This is a genomic window from Wolbachia endosymbiont of Diaphorina citri (assembly GCF_013096535.2).
Taxonomy (GTDB): domain Bacteria; phylum Pseudomonadota; class Alphaproteobacteria; order Rickettsiales; family Anaplasmataceae; genus Wolbachia.
The window spans coordinates 1177954-1198028 of sequence record NZ_CP051265.2 but is presented as its reverse complement, the minus strand read 5'-3'; the positions used below and the strand labels follow the sequence as shown (position 1 = coordinate 1198028).

At 34.5% G+C, this 20075-nt stretch carries 17 protein-coding genes; 3 read left to right on the top strand and 14 right to left on the bottom strand.

The window, feature by feature from the left end; all coding sequences use genetic code 11:
* Position 1: 1 nt before the first annotated feature.
* A complete protein-coding gene (locus HGO49_RS05650; RefSeq protein WP_017532556.1) occupies positions 2 to 355 on the bottom strand; it encodes a TrbC/VirB2 family protein in 354 nt (117 codons plus the stop codon).
* Positions 356 to 614: 259 nt separating this feature from the next.
* Between HGO49_RS05650 and lepB the strand changes: the two genes are divergently transcribed.
* Entirely contained in the window at positions 615 to 1337 is a 723-nt protein-coding gene (gene lepB / locus HGO49_RS05645) for a signal peptidase I (RefSeq protein ID WP_409350571.1), read from the top strand.
* Between the two features lie 3 nt (positions 1338 to 1340).
* Here the strand turns inward: lepB and hscA are convergent, their stop codons facing one another.
* The 4 genes from hscA to iscU are packed head-to-tail and all read right to left on the bottom strand — an operon-like array spanning position 1341 to position 4317.
* Positions 1341 to 3113, bottom strand: coding sequence for a Fe-S protein assembly chaperone HscA (gene hscA / locus HGO49_RS05640; RefSeq protein WP_017532554.1), 1773 nt, complete (start codon positions 3111 to 3113; stop codon positions 1341 to 1343).
* The gene (locus HGO49_RS05635) at positions 3091 to 3549 is read right to left on the bottom strand and encodes an iron-sulfur cluster co-chaperone HscB C-terminal domain-containing protein (protein ID WP_017532553.1); all 459 of its coding nucleotides are present in this window, start codon (positions 3547 to 3549) and stop codon (positions 3091 to 3093) included. Before HGO49_RS05635 ends, hscA begins: the two co-directional genes overlap by 23 nt.
* Positions 3542 to 3928 carry a HesB/IscA family protein gene (locus HGO49_RS05630; protein ID WP_006012614.1) on the bottom strand — a complete coding sequence of 129 codons (387 nt, stop codon included), beginning with the start codon at positions 3926 to 3928 and terminating at the stop codon, positions 3542 to 3544. The genes HGO49_RS05635 and HGO49_RS05630 overlap by 8 nt, the downstream gene beginning before the upstream one ends.
* 5 nt (positions 3929 to 3933) lie before the next feature.
* Complete coding sequence (gene iscU, locus HGO49_RS05625) at positions 3934 to 4317, bottom strand: Fe-S cluster assembly scaffold IscU (RefSeq protein WP_007302620.1); 384 nt, start codon at positions 4315 to 4317, stop codon at positions 3934 to 3936.
* Positions 4318 to 4494: 177 nt separating this feature from the next.
* On the opposite strand from iscU, the gene ftsY reads away from it, so the two are divergent.
* Entirely contained in the window at positions 4495 to 5406 is a 912-nt protein-coding gene (gene ftsY, locus HGO49_RS05620; protein ID WP_017532552.1) for a signal recognition particle-docking protein FtsY, read from the top strand.
* Positions 5407 to 6176: 770 nt separating this feature from the next.
* On the opposite strand, the gene radA is transcribed toward ftsY, so the two are convergent.
* Positions 6177 to 7520, bottom strand: coding sequence for a DNA repair protein RadA (gene radA / locus HGO49_RS05615; protein WP_006012557.1), 1344 nt, complete (start codon positions 7518 to 7520; stop codon positions 6177 to 6179).
* 66 nt (positions 7521 to 7586) lie between these two features.
* The gene (locus HGO49_RS05610; RefSeq protein WP_017532551.1) at positions 7587 to 8858 is read right to left on the bottom strand and encodes an MFS transporter; all 1272 of its coding nucleotides are present in this window, start codon (positions 8856 to 8858) and stop codon (positions 7587 to 7589) included.
* 553 nt (positions 8859 to 9411) lie between these two features.
* On the opposite strand from HGO49_RS05610, the gene topA reads away from it, so the two are divergent.
* A complete protein-coding gene (gene topA, locus HGO49_RS05605) occupies positions 9412 to 11862 on the top strand; it encodes a type I DNA topoisomerase (RefSeq protein ID WP_017532550.1) in 2451 nt (816 codons plus the stop codon).
* A gap of 174 nt (positions 11863 to 12036) precedes the next feature.
* Here topA and HGO49_RS05600 read toward each other — a convergent pair whose 3' ends face one another.
* From HGO49_RS05600 to HGO49_RS05570, 7 genes are all read right to left on the bottom strand, one after another.
* Positions 12037 to 12849: a P44/Msp2 family outer membrane protein gene (locus HGO49_RS05600; protein WP_017532549.1), complete on the bottom strand. Its 813-nt coding sequence runs from the start codon at positions 12847 to 12849 to the stop codon at positions 12037 to 12039.
* Between the two features lie 100 nt (positions 12850 to 12949).
* A complete protein-coding gene (locus HGO49_RS05595) occupies positions 12950 to 14941 on the bottom strand; it encodes a type IV secretory system conjugative DNA transfer family protein (RefSeq protein ID WP_017532548.1) in 1992 nt (663 codons plus the stop codon).
* A 30-nt stretch (positions 14942 to 14971) separates the two neighbouring features.
* A complete protein-coding gene (gene virB11, locus HGO49_RS05590) occupies positions 14972 to 15964 on the bottom strand; it encodes a P-type DNA transfer ATPase VirB11 (protein ID WP_017532547.1) in 993 nt (330 codons plus the stop codon).
* 1 nt (position 15965) lies between these two features.
* Positions 15966 to 17426: a TraB/TrbI/VirB10 family type IV secretion system protein gene (locus HGO49_RS05585; protein ID WP_017532546.1), complete on the bottom strand. Its 1461-nt coding sequence runs from the start codon at positions 17424 to 17426 to the stop codon at positions 15966 to 15968.
* 16 nt (positions 17427 to 17442) lie between these two features.
* Complete coding sequence (virB9, locus tag HGO49_RS05580) at positions 17443 to 18234, bottom strand: P-type conjugative transfer protein VirB9 (RefSeq protein ID WP_017532545.1); 792 nt, start codon at positions 18232 to 18234, stop codon at positions 17443 to 17445.
* Entirely contained in the window at positions 18221 to 18901 is a 681-nt protein-coding gene (locus HGO49_RS05575; RefSeq protein WP_017532544.1) for a VirB8 family type IV secretion system protein, read from the bottom strand. The genes virB9 and HGO49_RS05575 overlap by 14 nt, the downstream gene beginning before the upstream one ends.
* Positions 18902 to 18973: 72 nt before the next feature.
* Entirely contained in the window at positions 18974 to 20059 is a 1086-nt protein-coding gene (locus HGO49_RS05570) for a GTP cyclohydrolase II (RefSeq protein ID WP_026092704.1), read from the bottom strand.
* Positions 20060 to 20075 lie beyond the last annotated feature (16 nt).

Below are 20075 nucleotides of genomic sequence, written 5' to 3'. Positions count from 1 at the left end.
ATTAACTCTTTTTTTTATCTCCCGTTCCACATTCTTCCATAAAAGAGGCATTTGTAGAGTTTATACCACCCATTACTTTTATGACAATAGTTTTAGCGCCAAAAAACACAGCGCAAAATACACCGAGGGCGAAAAGAGCAGGCCACGGCATTCTACCAAATATTGCAAGTAAAGCTGCTCCTATTATCACTACGGTCATAAGCGGTCCACCTATTCCCCAAACGTAGCCAATAATATTACATATTACTTGAGCAGTTGTATCGTCATTAGAGTCAGCAGCACTTCCAACATGAGAAAAAGAAGTAAATAATACTATAACTAGAATACAAAAAACCTTTCTAATTGTAGGGTTCATCCCTATACCTTAAGTTTAAATATTATAATTATATCTAAAATAGTATAATTTTCAGTAAAACTAGCATTGTGATTTATACAATATTGCATAGCAAATGATGTCTATTGGTTGTCAATCACTGTCAATTACTTGAGAGCTTATTTCGACTTTTGAAAAAGAGCAATAATACCTATGAGTAAAATTTGATATCACTACTTTTATGTGTTATAGTGAAGCTGTTTATAAAGAAATAAAATTGAAAAAGTTGAGAGAAAGTAGGATGGCAAGAACGAGGAAGTTTTTATCTTCACTGTTTTTTTTGCTGCTGATTGCTCTATCAATACGCAGTCTCTTATTTGAGCCATTCCACATTCCTTCTGGTTCAATGAAAAGCACTCTACTTGAGGGGGACTACATTTTTACTAGTAAATATTCATATGGTTACAGTAAACACTCTTTCCCGTTTTCTCCAAACATCTTTAGCGGCAGAATTTTTTATACCCCTCCAGAGCGTGGTGATGTAATAGTTTTCAAACCTACAAGAAATGATAGCATTAGATTTGTTAAGCGGGTAATAGGAATACCTGGCGATAAAGTGCAAATGATAGAGGGAGAATTGTACCTAAATAATCAAAAAGTAGAGTGGCGGCAAATTGAAAGTTTTTTTGATTATGAGTCAAAGCGTGATATAACAAGATACATAGAAACACTTCCGAGCGGTAAGGAACATGAGATTTTAATAGACAATGCATCCAATAAGCTATCACATAACACTCCTGTTTATTATGTACCTGATGATCAATTTTTTGTGATGGGAGACAATAGAAATAATTCTTTTGATAGTAGATTTCCTGAAATTGGGTTCATACCAGCGGAAAATATAATTGGACGCGTGAACATGGTTGGTTTATCATTTAAATTAGGCAAAGTTGATTGGTTACCATTTAACTTTAGATTACCTGTTGCCCTAAGATTTGACAGGATACTGCACAAAGTTGTGTAAATTCTATCTGTCTGATGATTCGCATAATTCTAAAGCAGAATTTTCTAACTCAGCGATAGCATTATTAATGTTGTCTAAGTCATTTTTCTGTAAAGCGTCTTTTACGTTCTGTAGTAAAATTTTTAACTTTTGCTCAGTGGAAACATTTTCAACTAGATGTATGAGCTTGTTACCGTTAATTTTAGCCTCTGCAAGGGAACGAGCCTTCATGTCTTCATCAAAGTTACTTACTGACTGATTGACCATATCTTGAATATCTTCTTCATTTAAGCCAGAGCTTGAATTTATTTCAACTGTCTGTTCGACTCCAGTAGTTTTTTCTCTTGCAGTGACAGTCAATATTCCATCAATGCTAACTGTAAATCCTATTTCAACTTTTGCAGAACCTGCAGGCAATTGTGGTATACCTTTGAGTTCAAATCGTGCTAGAGATTTATTATCTTTTATCATTTCACGTTCTCCTTGACAAACGTGAATTTTCATTGCTGTTTGCCCGTTAGCGTAAGTTGTAAACTCTTTTATTTCTGAAACTGGTAGTGGTGTATTTCTTGGTATAATTTTTTCAACTATTCCCCCCATAGTTTCTATGCCAAGTGATAAAGGCAGCACATCAAGGAGAATATTCCTATCTTTTGAGTTTGAAGTTAAATAATGAGCCTGCAAAGCTGCCCCATTGGCAACTGCTTTGTCCGGATCCACATCATTCAGCACTTTATTGCCAAAGAGTTTGATTAGTGAATTTTGCACTAATGGCACTCTAGTTGCACCACCAACTAAAATTAACCCTTTTATATCATCGATTTTAAGATCTATGTTGCTCATAGTACGAGTGACTATATTGATAGTCTTATTAACCAAAGGACCGATTGCTTGCTCGAATTCTTCTTTGGTAATTTCACATTTAAATGGCTTGCCGTTAATGTTGAATTCAAAAGTACCTACGGTGTTTTCGCTCAGATATTCTTTTACAATACGTGATTCAATAAGTGATGGCCCTGCCATACAAGTAGCTGACGCTGGGATGACACTTTCGCTTAAACCTACCTTTTTTCTATACTTATCAAGCACAATAAGGCTAAGCAGATGATCAAAATCATCACCGCCAAGTTTAGTATCGCCACCAACTGCAAGGACTTGAAACACTCCTTGATGTAATTTCAATATTGAAATATCAAATGTTCCGCCACCGAGGTCATAAATTGCGTATATTCCACTGTTATTATTCTTTTCAATGGAGTAAGAAAGCGCTGCAGCAGTTGGCTCATTAACAAGTCGCAAAACCTCTATACCAGCTAATTTTGCTGCATATTTGGTTGCGTTACGTGCTGAATCATCAAAATAAGCTGGTACAGTAATCACTGCTTTGTTCACTTTCATTCCTGTGGATTTTTTTACCCTCTTGCATAGAGCTTTTAATACCTCAGCAGAAATCTCAACAGGAGTGAGATACTTTTCCTCTGAGCATTTTATCCGAATGACTTTTTCACCTTCATTGTCTATTTCAAAATTGGTACCTTCTTTATGCAAGTCTTTAACACTTTTACCCATTAAGCGTTTTATAGAAGAGATAGCATTTTTGCCAACATCGTACCCTACTTTTAGTACATCATTTTCATATGAAATGACGGAAGGCAGTAATTCACGTCCTTGCTCATCTTTAAATATCTCCATACCACCAGACTTATTTACCACAGCAATCAAAGAATTGGTAGTACCGAGATCTATACCAAAAACCACCTCATTTGAATTGGGTTCAGAAATTTGAACTGGCCGCATTTTCCTTTATCTCCTCAAATGACTTATATAAATATTTCAACCTTAAAACTTGTGTAGTAGCTTCATCGAAATTTTTTGTAGCAAAAGCATTAATTAGATTTTTGGTACAATCTTTTATTTTCTCATTAATCATTCTATTTGCAAATTGCAGATCATCGCAATCTAGTAAGTACTCTCTTATTTCCATTGATTCATTTAATATTTCAGAATTTGAATGATTCTCTTGGCTTTGTACATCAAGAAGACTCAGCAAATGCTCGGCACGTTTTAACGGCGACTTCAGTATCTGATAAGCTTTGTTGATATTTTCCATATTTTTGGACTCTCTTTCATTTATATCAGCTCTGCTTAGCTCAATATATTTTTTTTCCAGCTCATCAAAGTTGATATGAAAAGCCGTTTCAATTCCAAATAATGTAAAATGGTTGCTAGACATGAAAACTCTCTCCACAACCACATTTTCCTTTCTCATTAGGATTTTTGAAAATAAAACCTGATGAGAATTTTTCCTCTACATAATCCATTTCAGAGCCAAGGATAAACATAATAGATTTTGGATCGATCAGCACCTTGACTTTTTGATCATCACTGCAGCTTTCTTCAATTACCGACTCCAAAGGACGAACATCATATGCATATTCAATATCATATTTTAAACCAGAGCATCCTTTTTGCTTAATTAGAACTCTTATTCCTATTGCTTCTTCAAGGTTAGCATGCTTCTTTTTGTCCAATAAAAACCTTACCCTCTCTACTGCATTTGCAGTTAGAGTGATAGGTTTTTTAACAGAATTTACTCCTTGAAATTCACTCATATTCCTCAATGTTTTTGTTTATTTTGATAATCATGAATAGCAGCTTTTATAGCATCCTCAGCAAGTACTGAACAGTGTATTTTTACTGGCGGCAAAGACAATTCTTCCACTATTTGAGTATTCTTTATCTTTGTTACATTCTCAATAGTTTTTCCTTTGATCATTTCTGTAAGCAAAGAACTTGAAGCTATAGCAGAACCACAACCAAAAGTTTTAAATTTTGCGTCTTCAATAACACCTTTATCGTTGACCTTTATTTGCAGTTTCATTACATCTCCGCATGATGGTGCACCAACTAAACCAGTACCAACATTTGGATCATTTTTATCCAGAGAACCAACATTCCTTGGATTTTCGTAATGATCTAAAATTTTCTCATTATAACTCATAGAACTACCCGTAAACCATTACTTACATTATAACATATTTAGGTTAAAAACTAAAGTAAAATACACTAGCAAGCGGTACATTTTACTCACAAAATATATAGGTTACTAGTGTATTTACTTTACAAATACATATAGTGCATGTCATTCTTTATATGGTAATTTTAGAAGGAGTATTTCTTGAGTTTATTAAGTAATCTTTATCAAGGACTATTAAAAACCTCCTCCCGTTTTAGTGATGGAGTAAAAAATATTTTTTCTGGCAAAAAAAAATTAGATCAGTCGCTTTTAGATGATCTGGAAGAGCTGCTGATTAGCATGGATATAGGTCATAAAACTTCTAGATTGCTTATTGATAAGCTCGCAAGTATCAAATTTGAATCAGAAGTTGAGCATAGCGTTATTACACAGCAGTTAATGAGCGAAATAGAAACAATATTAAACCCTGTCGTGCAGCCGCTCATTTTGAATAAAAAACCCCACATAATAATGGTATGCGGAGTAAACGGTAATGGTAAAACCACAACTATAGGTAAACTTGCCTATAAATATAAGGAAAAAGGAAAATCCGTTATGCTTGTTGCGTGCGACACATTCAGAGCTGCTGCTAGTGAACAGCTAAATATCTGGGCAGAACGAGCTGGTTGCTCCATTATTACTGGAGAGCACGGTAGCGATTCTGCAAGTGTGGCATATAGAGCTGTAAATCAAGCGATAAAAGATAGCGTTGATGTTGTTTTAATTGATACAGCAGGAAGGCTACAAAACAATGTAAATCTCATGCAAGAGCTATCAAAAATACATAGAACGATAAAGAAATTGGATGATACTGCTCCTCATGATGTTATTTTAGTTCTTGATGCAACTACTGGCCAAAATGCTTATAGCCAATTAGAGACCTTTAGTAAAATGGTTGGTATTACCGGATTAATTGTAACAAAGCTAGATGGTACTGCCAAAGGTGGAGTAGTGATTGGGCTTGCAGAAATTTATAAGGTGAAATTACATGCTATAGGAATTGGTGAAAGTATAGAAGACCTGAGGGAATTTACTGGCAAAGAGTTTGCTGAAGCGCTATTTAAATGTGATTGAAGATTTCCTTTAACTTTTTCATATGACCAAGCTTCAATTTTTAGATGGTGTCATTCCAGTACTTCCTATTTGAGTAGCCTTTTCTTGTCATCCCAGTCTGGGATCCAGATTGCAAGTGGGTTGGGTGAGCCGTTAACGTATAAAAATTACTTCCGCATATTTTCAATCTCATTATAATTACAAATAGAGATATTTTAAGAGCTCAAAATCTATCTTTAGTCTGCAGACTTTTTAATCAAACTTATTAAAAAATGTATTCTTCAGTGTATATCTGTCGTATGTGCACTGCATTTTTTTCTAACTCTTTTTTATACAGGAGGATTTTATGTCCAGAATTCCAGATACTTGACCTTTACTTTAGCTAAAAACCAACTGGTACCTATGGTTTTAGAAAGTGTAGGAAATAGAAACGTTTCTGTTTTTTGAGTAATTAAAAACCACTTCAGCTTGTCACTCATGCTTAAAAAGTTATTATATTAATGTAATATTGATACTTGTATACTAACATAAATATATTTTAAAAATTTAAGGAGTATATTATGACAATGTCTACCACAAATTAGTGAGAAATTAGCAGCTAGAGCAAAAAGTCTCTTTGATGAGAGCGAAAAATTATTGCTTATAGCAGAGGAAATATATAATCAAGATCCAATGAATTTTTAATTACAGTAAAAACAGTAAAAAAAGAAGCCAGTGTCACCTACTCAGATGACATTATGGAAGCTGGGATAACATCCTTCCCACAAGCAAAATGTTCATGCAGATAATATTTAACTGTGATTGAAGATCTCTTTTAACTCTTTTATATGACCAAGCTTAATTATCTCAATATCATGAGAAGAATAATTGCCATTTTTAGGCATAATCGCTTTTTTAAATCCTAACTTTTGTGCTTCCCTTAGTCTGAGATCAGCATGCGAAACATTTCTAATTTCTCCTGAAAGTGCAACCTCACCGCAGATTATTGAAGAAGTTGGTAGCGGTAAATTTACTAAACTTGAAATAAGAGAAGCAGCAACAGCAAGATCAGCTGATGGTTCCTGTATTTTGAGTCCTCCTGCAATGTTTAGGTATACTTCTTTATCATGCAAAAACATTTTACAACGAGCACTTAGAACCGCGATTATCATAGCTAATCTATTAATATCCCAACCAACTACTGCTCTTCTTGGAGTTGCCATATTAGTCCTTGCTATTAATGCTTGCACTTCCATTAAGATTGGTCTTGAGCCTTCAACTCCTGCAAATACGGCGCTGCCAACTACTTCTCTATCATGTACGGTCAAGAATAATGATGATGGATTATCAACAGGCATGAGTCCTGCTTCAGACATCTCAAAAACACCAATTTCATTTGCAGGGCCAAATCTATTTTTAATAGTGCGTAAAATGCGATATTGATTACTATTTTCACCCTCAAAATATAGTACCGTATCTACCATATGCTCCAGAGTTTTAGGTCCCGCTATTTGTCCATCTTTTGTTATATGGCCAACTATTAAGAGAGAAACACCATATTGCTTTGCAAGAACAGTCAATTCATGAGCGCAGGTACGGACTTGAGTTACAGTTCCTGGTGCTGATGTGACTTTGCTATCATACATAGTTTGTATAGAATCAATTATCAAGAACTTAATACTTTTATTTTTCCTTATTGTTGCTACTACATCAGTTAAAGATACTGTAGATAAAAGCTTAATTTTAGGTTCATTTATCTTAAGACGCTTTGCTCTGAGGCTCACTTGCTCTAAAGATTCCTCGCCAGATACATAAAGACATTCAAAAGAGGAAAGTTGTACAACATTAGCTGCAATCCTAAGCAAAAGAGTAGATTTTCCAATTCCAGGTTCACCACCAATTAAAATGCTAGCACCTTGAACGATACCTCCACCAAAAACTCTATCTAACTCTTCTATTCCTGTTAAAAAACGATCGGGGGTAATAATTTCACTATCTGATAACGCTTTTATTGAAATTGGTGCAGATGTACTTCTCGTTTCTGTTTTTAGTACTATTTCTTCGACAACCGTATCCCAACTGTCACATGCAATACACCTTCCTACCCACCTTCCAGTGCTATGACCGCAAAATTGACATACGTATGCAGTTTTCATAAAAGCCAAAATTATAATTGTAATAAAAATTAGCTAAATAAGTGAAATAAATTTAAATAGAGAAAATTACCAATCACACTTTTTATCTTGTGGTTTTATTTGCAATATTGCTACTAAGCTGACTAATAAGCAAAAAATTACATAAAGCCCAGCAGCAAAGTCTATTTTAGGAAACATTATAGTAAACCAAGTGCATATCATAGGAGTAAATCCACCATGCAGGGCATAAGAAATGTTACGTGATAAACTCACACCACTAAATCTAACATTAGTAGGAAAAAGCTCAGCAGTAACTATCCCTATAGGATTAATACCCCTCTCGATTATAGAAAGAGCCATCACACTCAACATAATTATTAGGTAGCTTTTATAGTAATATGCAATAGATAACATAGGACAACATATTACCATTGTTATCACTATAAATAAGATTGCAGTGCGTTCTCTTCCTGTTTTATCAGCTAAAATTCCAAGCACTATTGAAGATATCGGCATTAATATACTGGTTATAATGAGTACAACTTCGTTGACATACGTTGTGACATAAGTTTCAACAGACACTATTTCTTTTGCAATTGTTCTAAGAAATATGGTAAATCCAACAGCAACATTAACAGGTACAGATATTAAAATGGCAAGTATCAGGGCTCTTTTATAGCGTTTCGTAAGCTCTATTATTGGTACATTAGGTAAATTTCTTTGTTCTCGATTTTTTTCATACGCTGGAGTTTCTCCTAGTGTATATATACTATATGCGCTTATTAATCCTAAAATGGCTGAAAAAATAAACGGTAGCCTCCAACCCCAAGCGTTAAAATCAGTGGTTTTTTTACAGATGATCACTGCAACCACAGAGAGCAATATGCCAATGGAGCGACCAAAACTTATTATTCCAAAAAACATTCCTAGTTTTTTCTTATTAGGTAAATGCTCTATGAGATAAACAGAGCTACCTCCTTGCTCAGCGCCAAGTGCAACCCCTTGTATCAGATGGATTGTAAGAAGCAACATAGTAGAGGTTATTCCTATTTTGCTATAACTTGGAATAAACGCAACGAGACTAGAAGGAATCGATATTAGCAAGATAGCAATCGTTAACGCCATTCTCCTTCCATACCTATCACCAATGTGACCAAATACAGATGCACCAAGTGGTCTTACCATTGCACCCAGTCCTGCAATTCCAAACAATTGCAATATGCTGTAGTAGATATCTTTTGCATAACAAAATTCTCTACTAATTATATTAACCAGATCAATAAAGAGCATATGGTCATACCATATTGCGATTCTACAGAGTATTGTTGCAATCAATACTCTTGTTTGTTGATTGTACACTTAGTTTAATTTGTAAATGTCTACTTATTTTTATTTTGGCTGCTTTTTAGAACTTTGCAACTCAAGCGTATGGCTTACATGTAAATATTATTAAAATTGGAACTTGCATAACCAGCCAGTCTGGGATGACACCTCTCTTAAATTACTTTAGCTACAAATATCAAGAAATTTACCAAGTAGAAAAAAGACAAAAGAAACCCCCTATTAGCTAGCTCTAATCCTGAAAATTGGCCTGTCTTAAACAGCCCGTTTCAGCTTATATGGTTAAAAAACTGGAAGTTTTGTAAAGAAATAAGATGCACATAGTGCAAAAAATTAAAAATAAGACGACAACTGCGTTATGCTTTTGTCGTTTAATCTCCACAGACGAAGATAAATAGTATAGCGTTATCCTTATGGTAAGGGAGTTGGGAAAATTTGTAAAGTAGGCTCTTTCATTAGGTTTTTTGCTAACATTAAAACAATTCACTTAAAAAACTGAGAAGACCATTAAAATATTTTTTTACTTTTTATTCTATATATTTCAACATATTACCTTTAAGTACTAATAAGTATGGCATTATTGATAGTTGAGTCGCCGGCAAAGGCAAAGACGATAGGTAAATATTTGAGTAAAGAATTTAAAGTGGCTGCATCCTTTGGCCACGTCAGAGATCTGCCAGCGAAGAATGGTTCTGTTGATCCTGATAATGACTTTGCCATGAAGTATGAGATTATTGAAAAAGCAGAAAAGTATGTAAAAGAGTTAGTCAAGGAAGCTAGTAAAACATCAGATATATACCTTGCAACAGATCCAGACAGAGAAGGGGAAGCAATAGCTTGGAATGTGATAGAGGCACTAAAGGAAAGAAAAGCAATCAATGATGAAAGCAACATTCATAGAGTAGTCTTTAACGAAATAACAAAAAAAGCAGTGCAAGAAGCTATAAAAAATCCACGTGAAATTAATATGGACTTAGTGCGTGCACAGCAAGCACGCAGAGCTTTGGATTATCTAGTTGGATTTAGCTTGTCACCGCTGCTGTGGACAAAATTGTCGGGAAGCAAATCTGCAGGGCGAGTGCAGTCTGTTGCATTAAAGCTTATATGCGAACGAGAGGATGAAATCAGTAAGTTTATAACACAGGAGTATTGGAGCATAAAGGCAGAAATGCAAAATAGCAAAGATGAGGCTTTTTTTGCTATGCTGAGTCACTATGACAATAAGAAGCTAGAAAAATTTGATATTAAAAATGAAGAAGAGGCAAAGAACTTAGTCAGGGAGATCGAGTCAAGGCAGTATGCTGTAAGCACAGTAGAACGCAAGCAAGTTAAGAGAAACCCGCTTCCTCCATTTATCACCTCAAGTCTTCAGCAAGATGCAGTGAATAAACTGTATTTTAATGTGAAAAATGTTATGCGAGTAGCGCAAAATTTATATGAAGGTATCAATATTGGTGGTGAAATCGTAGGGTTGATAACTTACATGCGTACAGATGGGTTTCATATTGCAGATGAGGCTATAAACTCAATTAGAGTGTCAATTAAGTCGTTATATGGTGATAAATATTTACCGCAGTCTCCTCGTAAATATGTAAAAAAGGTCAAAAATGCTCAAGAAGCACATGAAGCAATCCGGCCAACTGATATTAATAGAACGCCGGGTAGTATTAAGGATTACTTAACGCCAGAGCAATTTAAATTGTACGATTTAATCTGGAAAAGAACCATTGCAAGTCAAATGGAATCGGCGATTCTTGATCAAGTGGTAGTTGAAATTAGTTCTATTGACCAGAAAGTGATTCTGCGAGCAAGTGGATCGAGTATATTCTTTGATGGTTTTTATAGAGTCTACCAAGATAACATAGAAGCCGAAAATGAAGGCCTGTTACCTGCCATGAAAGAAGAGGAAGCGTGCAAGTTGATTTCTGTTGATCCGAAACAGCACTTTACTCAACCGCCACCTCGTTATAGTGAAGCGAGTATAGTAAAAAAAATGGAAGAAGTCGGTATAGGTCGCCCATCAACTTATGCAACAATTATTTCGGTATTACAAGATCGTGAATATGTTTCATTGGATAACAAAAGATTTATTCCAAGCAGCCGCGGTAAAATCGTGACTATATTTTTGGAAACTTTTTTTCAGCGTTGTGTAGAGTATGACTTTACAGCACAAATGGAAGAAAGGCTTGATTCAATCTCAAATGGACATGCAGATTGGAAAAAAGAACTAGGCTATTTTTGGGTGCCATTTTTTAATCATGTAAATTCTGTTAAGCAAATGACACATGATGAGATTTTTAGTGGTATTCATGATTTGGTAGTCAATTGGTTTTGCTCAGAGGAAGGAAAGGAAGAAATAGGTAAGAAATGTCCTAATTGCTCTGGTGGTATATTGAAATTAAATTTTGGAAAAGCCGGTGTGTTTCTTGGATGTTCTAACTATCCTGCATGCAATCATACAAAAGAAATTACGGGCAGTAATGACAATTCAGAATATCCAAAAAGTTTGGGTATAGATGATGTGACAGGCCAAGAGGTAATGATCAAAAAAGGTCCTTTTGGACTTTATCTGGAGTTTAATAGTGAGTCAGAAAAGAAAAAAAAGATTTCTGTACCAAAAGATATAAATGTTAATGATATTGATCTAAATACCGCCACTCGATTACTTTCCCTGCCGAAAATAATCGGAGAGCACCCTGAAACTGGAAAAGAAGTAAAAATAGGTCTTGGACGATTTGGGTACTATATTCTCTATGATGGTCGATACTTTTCTCTTAAAAAAAGCTCTAAGGAGGTATTAGACACACAATTAAACGAAGCTATACAAATTATTGAGAGCAGCCCACGCAAAGAGCTAAAATCTCTTGGTTTTAATGAAAAGGGAAAAGAAGTTTTTATCTGCAACGGTAGGTACGGATTCTATATAAAATGCGGTAAAACAAACGTTGCTTTGGGCAAGAATGCAGATATTGAGAGTATAGATTTGAAGAAGGCTTTAGAGTTGATTAAGAATAAAAAATAGACTTCTTGCATAACCATTCTTTATATGTTCTTTATTATTGTTCCAGCCCTAAACACTGGAACTGAGAAAAAAAGAGACTGAATGACAGGAAAGAAGTTACTGCGGCCGCTACTAAGTCAGCAGCTGCAGTAGTGTAATGCAGACGTGCTACCAGGAAAATAGTCTCTATCAGAGTTAAGCTTTGCTTGCAAAATGAAAAGTGAGTCCAGCTTCTATACCATGTGTGTGAAAAAAGCTGTTCTGTATGGTAGTAGTCATTTTATTATCACCTGTTTGTTGAGCCATTTTGTTTGTTTTAGCATCCAACTTTAAAGTTTCCGGTTTGTATTCACTGCTACCAATAACACCAAAACCTCTATATCCAATATGCATATTTACATCTTCATTTATATGATAATCAAAGCCAGCCTTTAATTGACCTGCAGGTCTTATTGACGATTTTTCAAACATTGTCATTCTTGTTGCACCAACTCCAATACCAACGTAAGGAGAAAAAGAGAAACTATCATTTTTCCAATGATGATAAACATTTGCCATTACAGATATGTTATCAATTTTGTCATGATTAATCGTAATACCATATTCATTGTTTTCTTTTTCATACTTAATATTCATCTGAGTGTTTGCTAAACCAATATTATTCACTTTTATAGAAGAATACATCCCTTCTAATTCGGCTCTATAACTATTATTACCCAATTCTCCTGTGTAACCAAATGCTATATTTGCAGCAAAAGGTGGACTATAATCTGCTTTATACTTACTTATTTGCTGAGGTTCTGTTTTTTCAGTGTTTCTGTCATTTATAAATACCTTATTATCATCTGTAGCATCCTTATCTCCAATTTTTGCTTTCAACTTACCCAAGTTCAAATATTGACCGTAATATCCACCACCAAAGTAAAATCCTTCTGTTTCACTTGCAAAAGATTGTTGTGACAACAATAAAGCAAGTGCTGTAACTGCTAATGTTTTTTTACTCATCATGACTATTCCTCTAGTTAAAATAGCTAATCTAGTACTAATTAATTAAAAATGATTTAATATGAAAAACCTAATGATTTTCTAAGCTAAAAAATAGGTAAAATTAACCTCTATCCTCGATTTTATTGCCGTCTAGTTCGTCCTCATCTTCAAATTCATCATCATCTTCAAATTCATCCTTACTGTCTTCATCATCAAACCCATCACCACCTTCAAACTTATCATCAATATCCTCGTCTTCAAACCCATCTTCAATCTCTGGCTCATCGTATATTGCATCTTCAGTTTTAGCCTCAACAGGATAATCAGCAGCTTCAATAGCATTACTCTCTTCTTCATTACTAATCTTATCTTTGCTAGCAGAAGAAAAGACCTTGTTTGGGTCATATGGCTCTTGTGTAGGCACACGTGTTGGCTTAAGCAGCCTTCTTGTGAATGTGCTATCACTATAGTACAAAATTTTCTTTGACTTAATTGGATAAGTCGATTCTATCAAAATTATCTGATCATCACGTGGCAGCATAATAATTTCTTGAGGTAAGAGCAATGCCCTCTGTATTTCAGAGATATGCAATGATCTTGATGCAGGATTCAAGTCTAAAAATTTAGGTTTGTTTAATGATTCTTGTTGTACAGTTTTGTTTCCTATAAGCTGAGATATCAAATTAGCCGTTTCAATATTATTGGCTGCAAAAGTTATTCTATAGGTTGAGTTTGATAAAAAGGAGTTCATTCCTGCTTCTTCATATATCCCTTTAAGCTGTTCAGTATCTTGAACAATTAAAAACAACCTTACTCGATAGCCACGAAAGTACGCGATGCCCGTTTGAAATTGCTCCATTTTTCCAAGTGTTGGAAACTCATCCATTAAAAATAGTACACCATAAGGCTCGTCATCTGATGGCAATTTTCTACATAAAAACTCAGTTGCCTGTTGGTAAAAAACCTGCATTAAAGGCCTGAGCCTAGTTAAGTTATCAGGAGTTAAACCAACATAAACTGTAGTTTTCTTCTTTTTAAAATCCAAAATATTAAAATCACTTGATGCAGTTGCAGTATCGATCAATGGGTTTGCCCACAATTCAAGAGATGAGTTCATGGTTGACACAACACCTGATCTTTCTTTGTCAGCCTTCTGCAAAAAAGCTGCAATGTTCATATACGCTACTGGATGTATTATTTTACCCATTGTATCCAAAACTACAGCAAGATTGTAAACCACGTCATCGCTACGCATTGTACGTACAACCTCACCAAAAGATTTAACTTTCTCCGGTGCAGCAAGTAAGTATAGTACCACTCCAACAAATAAGCTTCTTGCTTCATTTTGCCAAAAATCTTGTTCAGGCATGATTAGATTAGCTATTTTTTGCACATCGTCAACCATCTGTCCAGGTTTTTCACTAATCCATTCCAGTGGATTATAACAATGGCTTATCCCATCTGGCTGCGCTGGGTTCCATACATATACTTTTTGCCCTTGTCGCTCTCGCCAACCACTTGTTATTTCATAGTTTTCTAATTTTATATCATGCACAATTACTGAATCATTCCAAAATAACAAATTAGGAATTACAAAACCAACACCCTTACCAGAACCTGTAGGCGCAAAGAGCAATACATGCTGAAACCCATCAACAATGAAGTAGCCCCTTTTATCTTTACCAAGCAACAACCCACTCTTACTCCTTAATCCCGCTTTTCGTATGTCTTTCTCTGATGCCCACTGTGAATCTCCATGAAGTGATTCTTTCTTTTTAAATGGCCGCCACTCAATTAGTCTTTCTCTCACATTCCACAAAATAATCATCAAAACAATTATAGGCAGTAAAGAAGATACAACTAATTTAATTTTGAGCTCAAAGCTATATAGCTCTGGATGATGCCAACAATATTGTATATGATCAAAAATTGTTGGCCAGAGAGCTTGAGGAAAAGGCGTCAAACTAGGATTAATCGCTCTAAAATCCACGCCATCTGGACCGTCAACAAACAAGTAGAATAATATACCAGACAAATAAAAGCAAAATTCAAGTATGCTAAAAGATACTACACCTCCTATGAGAATATTCCGTAGGTGATTTCCATTACTCATAAACTACTTTTTCTTAACTTACGTATAAATTTAAGTATTTTCATTTGAAGATCTAGTAAATAATATTTCAGAAATGCTTCTTTTTCCACCACTGGTCCTTTTGAGTTGAATAACAATGTCAATCACATTTCTAATGTATGGTATAATCTGGTCTGGGGGAATACCAAGATTTGCTTGCATCACCATCAATTTTATTTGCTCAAGAGCCATTACCGGACTATCCGCATGAAGAGTTGATATTGACCCTGGGTGGCCAGTATTTATTGCCCTGAGAAAACTAAAAGCTTCTGCTCCACGCAGCTCACCAACTATTATTCTATCTGGTCTTAAACGTAAACACGCCTCTATCAAATCCTGAGTGGTCACTCTTGCTCTGCCTTGCCCTCCTTTAGAAGCAATTAAATGGACTTTATTGGGATGATCATTCAAAACTATCTCTCTTGCATCTTCAACAGTAATAATTCTTTCTTCAAATGGAATAGCACGCAAAGTAGCATTAGTAAAAGTGGTTTTACCAGTGGAAGTTCCACCACTGATTATGATATTTTTCTTATTTATTACAGCATATTCTAAAAACTCTTTTATTTTTTTTTGCTTCAGTAGCAAATCTAGGTGACGATCTACTGGATTATCGGTTACTCCTACAACAGTTTCAGAAAAAGCCCCCATTTTTTCATAATCATCGAGTGCTAACTGCATGCTAGAAGGCTTACGAATCGACATGACTACTTTATCAGGCTCACATGCTGGAGGAAACACTATCTGTATACGATAACCATTTGGTAATGTAGCTGAAAGCAGCGGTGCCTCTTCGCTCAGTTTTTGTTCTGTAGCTTGAGCAATCAACCTGCTAAGAGATTTTAAATGTTTAAGATCAAATATTTCTAACTTTTCGCATCTTATTTCACCGCGATTTTCAATCCATACTTCTTTAGGCTTATTTATTGATATTTCATTTACACCTTCCTCTTGAAATATCCCTTGTAATGGCTCCAAATATGTATCAAGTGCAGCATAGTTCATCTCAGTTATTTAATATTGCCTGTGGAGGAAATACTATATCTTGGTTAACAAATACTTTCAACGCAGTGCCTTGATTAACATAAATAGTTGGTTTTTTATCTGTGTATCTGCCTACTATATCTCGCATATCTTTAGAAAAATCATTGATTGATTTTCCGATTGCTTCATCATAAACAGACTTGCTTTTCTTTTGAAATTGTCGTAGTAGCTGATTTATGTCTTCTAGGCTTATATTTACTTTATCTTCTCCAATTCCTAGTGCTTTTGCTATTTCCTTTCTCATTATTCTTAGCAACTCTTGCTCATTTTTAGCATTCTGAATTCTTCCAATAGCTCCAAAACCCAATTTCCATTTGTCACTAGATGTACCTTCTGGTACATCACTGATAACATCTTTAAGTGAAGAAAAATCTATTTCAGTTGCAGTAATAGACTTCACTGCATCCATGGCAGTTAGCGTATCGACAATATTAGAAGCCTTTTGCCCTATAACAGCTGAACCAATCGAAACACCAGCAAGTGCCACTGAAGAGAATAATGCACTTACTATTTTATTATCAACTATTCCAGCTATCCCTGCCCTTCCAAGCTCATCGGTACCAGATGATGCAATAGCAACATCTATACCATGAGGAAGAATGATCCTATTCCAATTTATGTTCACGCGGGCTTTTGCAACATTCGAGTCGAATGAATAACCACCTATTAACCTTGAACCTTTTGGTATTAAAATTGTATCACCAGTTTCTGCATAAACGTCTCTACTAACAACAGCACGGAGCATTCCTTGTAAGTCAGAACTTATTGCAGTTTCAAGAATAGCGTCAATAACTTTACCTTGAATAATCATTAAACCAAGCTTTCCAGCTTTGGTAGCTTTGCTCGATTGTGCTGAAGTGTCAGATAAAACAGCATCTGTAGCTTTACCTTCCCCACTACTACCTGAAATTGCTAACATTTGTGCACTACGCCTTTCTTTAGGATAACCGCCACCCCCTATTGTAGGAAAAGAGGTAGGTAAATTGCCCATAACATTACTAGAAGGAAAATTTTGCTTTGGCAAAACAGGTATATTTGACAAGGGAATTTCTTTTAGTTGCTCTTCTTTTTTTATCACTTCCTCTTTTTTGATTTGTTTTACTTCTGGTATGACTTGTGGAATAGGAAGAGGAGGTAAGGGTGGCAAGAGATCAGTTGCTATCCTCTCGGAAACTACTACATTATCTGGAACTTGTTCTAACTTTCCTTTCAATTCTTGAATGTTTTGCTTTGTTTCCTCTTTTTTAACAATCTCTGGACCCTCTTTATTAGAAGGACTAAAATAAAGATAGTACACTCCACCAACTAAGAGCACTACCATAACTATAATCAATGCCTTATAACCTTGATTAGAGCCAACTGTTACTACCTTGCTTTCTATCTCTGATTCATCTTCTACACTATTATGCCTTTCTTTACTCATATTATATGTACCACAACTAAAGTGACCTATTTATAACTTCAACTTCACTATCTTCATAACGCATTAATAGCTTTTTATGTACTCCTTTTATTATAACATAACCATCCAATAACAGCCTTTTACAGGATTCGCCTTCTATAAAAACCTGAGGAATTTTATTACTATTTCTAAACTTTAAATAGGTTAAATAACCATCATCGAATAACTCAATTGGAACTATATCTACGTTACCACCTTCATCAATATATGTATAGTTGTACCTCGTATTATTTTCTTGTATTATTTTTTCTGGCTTTTCTGTAATGTATTGCATTTGAGTAGGTAAAGAAACCTCATCTAAATCAACATCAAATTCATCTTCTTCTTGAGGATAATAAAAACGTATTACGTAAGATATATCCTTTTCGACGGAATAATCATGATCCACTTTTTTAGCATCATCATCTGGGTATTTATCGTAATTTGGTCTTGAAATTAGATCAAAAATGTAATTTCTCTTTTTAGTTGTCGTAATAATCATGTTAGTTCGACTACTGACTTCAAATGGCATGACAAGCAGTTTATTATCATAAGGATTAATTTTCCAACTTGATGCATCACCAACAGCAATGTTTTTGACTTTTTCCCCTTCTGCAAACTCAATATAAGAATAGTAACCTTGACTAAAAATTACTGTAAACACCTCATTAGGGCTATATACAAAAGTCTTTATTCTACTATCTACAGAAATAGGTTTATTATTAATAGATGCATTTAAGCTGCCACTTATTAGTAAAGCTAAAACTAACAATATCCTACACATATTCATCATCTACTCTATATGAAATAACTTGAAACCCTAACGGGTTAATATATCTTTGCTGATCATTCATTTCAAGCGATGCATATTTATACGACATCACAACTATCTTATTTTTCCTTGAGGAATTTCCATCTTTTCGTGTAAATTCTATAGAAAATCTCACTTGAAGAGCATCATTACCTAATTTTTGAATTGAACGAATTTTCAACTCACCTTTAGCATCTGAATATAAATTAAAAAGGTCATTCATATTCTGCGATTTTATATAATTGCTAAATTCACTATATACACTAGGTGAAGAAAACAACCTTACTTTTGTATAATAATTATAATTATAATTATATGGGTCAAAAACCTCCCTTGCTTTTATATACTCTGAAATAAAATAATCGTTCAGCGTTTCATTTGCAGAATATTGTTTTATTGTAACAGGATCAACCAATTGCACTATTCCTGACTTTTTGTCAATTTCTATAACGAATGGCTCAATAGTGCTACTTGTGCTAATTTTAAATATAGCTAATATGCTTATAGAAATTGCAACTAGTAATATTAATGTAAATAAAAGTAAAGTATTTCTCTGAGCAACAACTGTGCTATAGCGACTTGAATTCCAATTTATATCCTTATCCAATGACTCATTACTTTTTTCTTGTTTTAAAAATTTCAGCATCTCAATATTCTTAAAAATCTTAACTTATATTAATTAACATAGCAAGCTAACAAAGTAGTTATAACAAAAAAGCTAACAAACCCTTAATCCATGGCCTAACTTGCTAAATTTTGTTTCCATATATGAATCATTATATTCATTGCGTTCCATAATAAGTGGTATACACTTTGTAACTTCTATACCGTTATTTTTCAACTCTGATAACTTTCTACCATTGTTTGTAAGTAATTGTATTTTGTTAATGTTCAATTTCTTAAGTATTTTAGCTGCAACAGCAAAGCTCCTTTCATCATCTTCAAAACCCAATACTCTATTTGCATCAACAGTATCAAGATTATGTTTTCTTTGCATACTGTATGCTCTTAACTTATTAGTTAAACCAATGCCTCTCCCATCTTGCATCAAGTATAATATAATGCCATTCCCAAAGTCGGTCATTATTTGAATCGCTTGATGTAACTGGCTTCTGCAATCACATGATAAGCTGTCTAATAAGTCTCCTGTATAGCATGCAGAATGAATTCTCACTAATGGCTCATTATCTTTATCTGGATTGCCAATGATAATTGCATAATGTTCTCTTCCGCCACTTTTGGTTCTATAAGATATGATATCTACTTCTTGAGTCTGTTTTAAAAATAATGATGTTTTGCACACTTCATACACACTATGATTTTGTTGAAAATCATTCACAAGTAACGTATTTAGTACAATAATGTCATTTTCTTCACACCAATTTCGCATTTCATGTTTATTCTCAAAAGTCATATCAGCCACTAACGCGTATGGCAATAATTCTGAGAACTTAAGCAAGGCAACAGCATACGCATCTATTGTCTTTGAGCATTGCAACTCTTTTATGCTACCTTCCTTTGAACAGTTTATTAAATGGAGCAGTTCATCAAAATTGCTTATCAACAGACGTTTGCTACTATGTTCTTTACTCTGACATATGTATTTTACCTTACTTGCAGTCAAAGTAACATACACATTACCTGATATAAGCTTATATTGACTAAATAAATTTTTTTCTAAAGTTTCAGCAGCAGCAAGCAATAGATAGTTATTTTCATCATCATATATTAAAATTGGAAGACCACGCCTGACTTCACTGATGGCCCTTTCTACTTTATTTCTACTTTGATTTCCTATAAACATTTCACCTACACCAAAC

Bases quoted from the DNA above. Each gene is read 5' to 3' on its own strand.
- HGO49_RS05650 (WP_017532556.1), bottom strand. From the start codon at position 355: ATGAACCCTACAATTAGAAAGGTTTTTTGTATTCTAGTTATAGTATTA.
- lepB (WP_409350571.1), top strand. From the start codon at position 615: ATGGCAAGAACGAGGAAGTTTTTATCTTCACTGTTTTTTTTGCTGCTG.
- hscA (WP_017532554.1), bottom strand. From the start codon at position 3,113: ATGCGGCCAGTTCAAATTTCTGAACCCAATTCAAATGAGGTGGTTTTT.
- HGO49_RS05635 (WP_017532553.1), bottom strand. From the start codon at position 3,549: ATGTCTAGCAACCATTTTACATTATTTGGAATTGAAACGGCTTTTCAT.
- HGO49_RS05630 (WP_006012614.1), bottom strand. From the start codon at position 3,928: ATGAGTGAATTTCAAGGAGTAAATTCTGTTAAAAAACCTATCACTCTA.
- iscU (WP_007302620.1), bottom strand. From the start codon at position 4,317: ATGAGTTATAATGAGAAAATTTTAGATCATTACGAAAATCCAAGGAAT.
- radA (WP_006012557.1), bottom strand. From the start codon at position 7,520: ATGAAAACTGCATACGTATGTCAATTTTGCGGTCATAGCACTGGAAGG.
- topA (WP_017532550.1), top strand. From the start codon at position 9,412: ATGGCATTATTGATAGTTGAGTCGCCGGCAAAGGCAAAGACGATAGGT.
- HGO49_RS05600 (WP_017532549.1), bottom strand. From the start codon at position 12,849: ATGATGAGTAAAAAAACATTAGCAGTTACAGCACTTGCTTTATTGTTG.
- HGO49_RS05595 (WP_017532548.1), bottom strand. From the start codon at position 14,941: ATGAGTAATGGAAATCACCTACGGAATATTCTCATAGGAGGTGTAGTA.
- virB11 (WP_017532547.1), bottom strand. From the start codon at position 15,964: ATGAACTATGCTGCACTTGATACATATTTGGAGCCATTACAAGGGATA.
- HGO49_RS05585 (WP_017532546.1), bottom strand. From the start codon at position 17,426: ATGAGTAAAGAAAGGCATAATAGTGTAGAAGATGAATCAGAGATAGAA.
- virB9 (WP_017532545.1), bottom strand. From the start codon at position 18,234: ATGAATATGTGTAGGATATTGTTAGTTTTAGCTTTACTAATAAGTGGC.
- HGO49_RS05575 (WP_017532544.1), bottom strand. From the start codon at position 18,901: ATGCTGAAATTTTTAAAACAAGAAAAAAGTAATGAGTCATTGGATAAG.
- HGO49_RS05570 (WP_026092704.1), bottom strand. From the start codon at position 20,059: ATGTTTATAGGAAATCAAAGTAGAAATAAAGTAGAAAGGGCCATCAGT.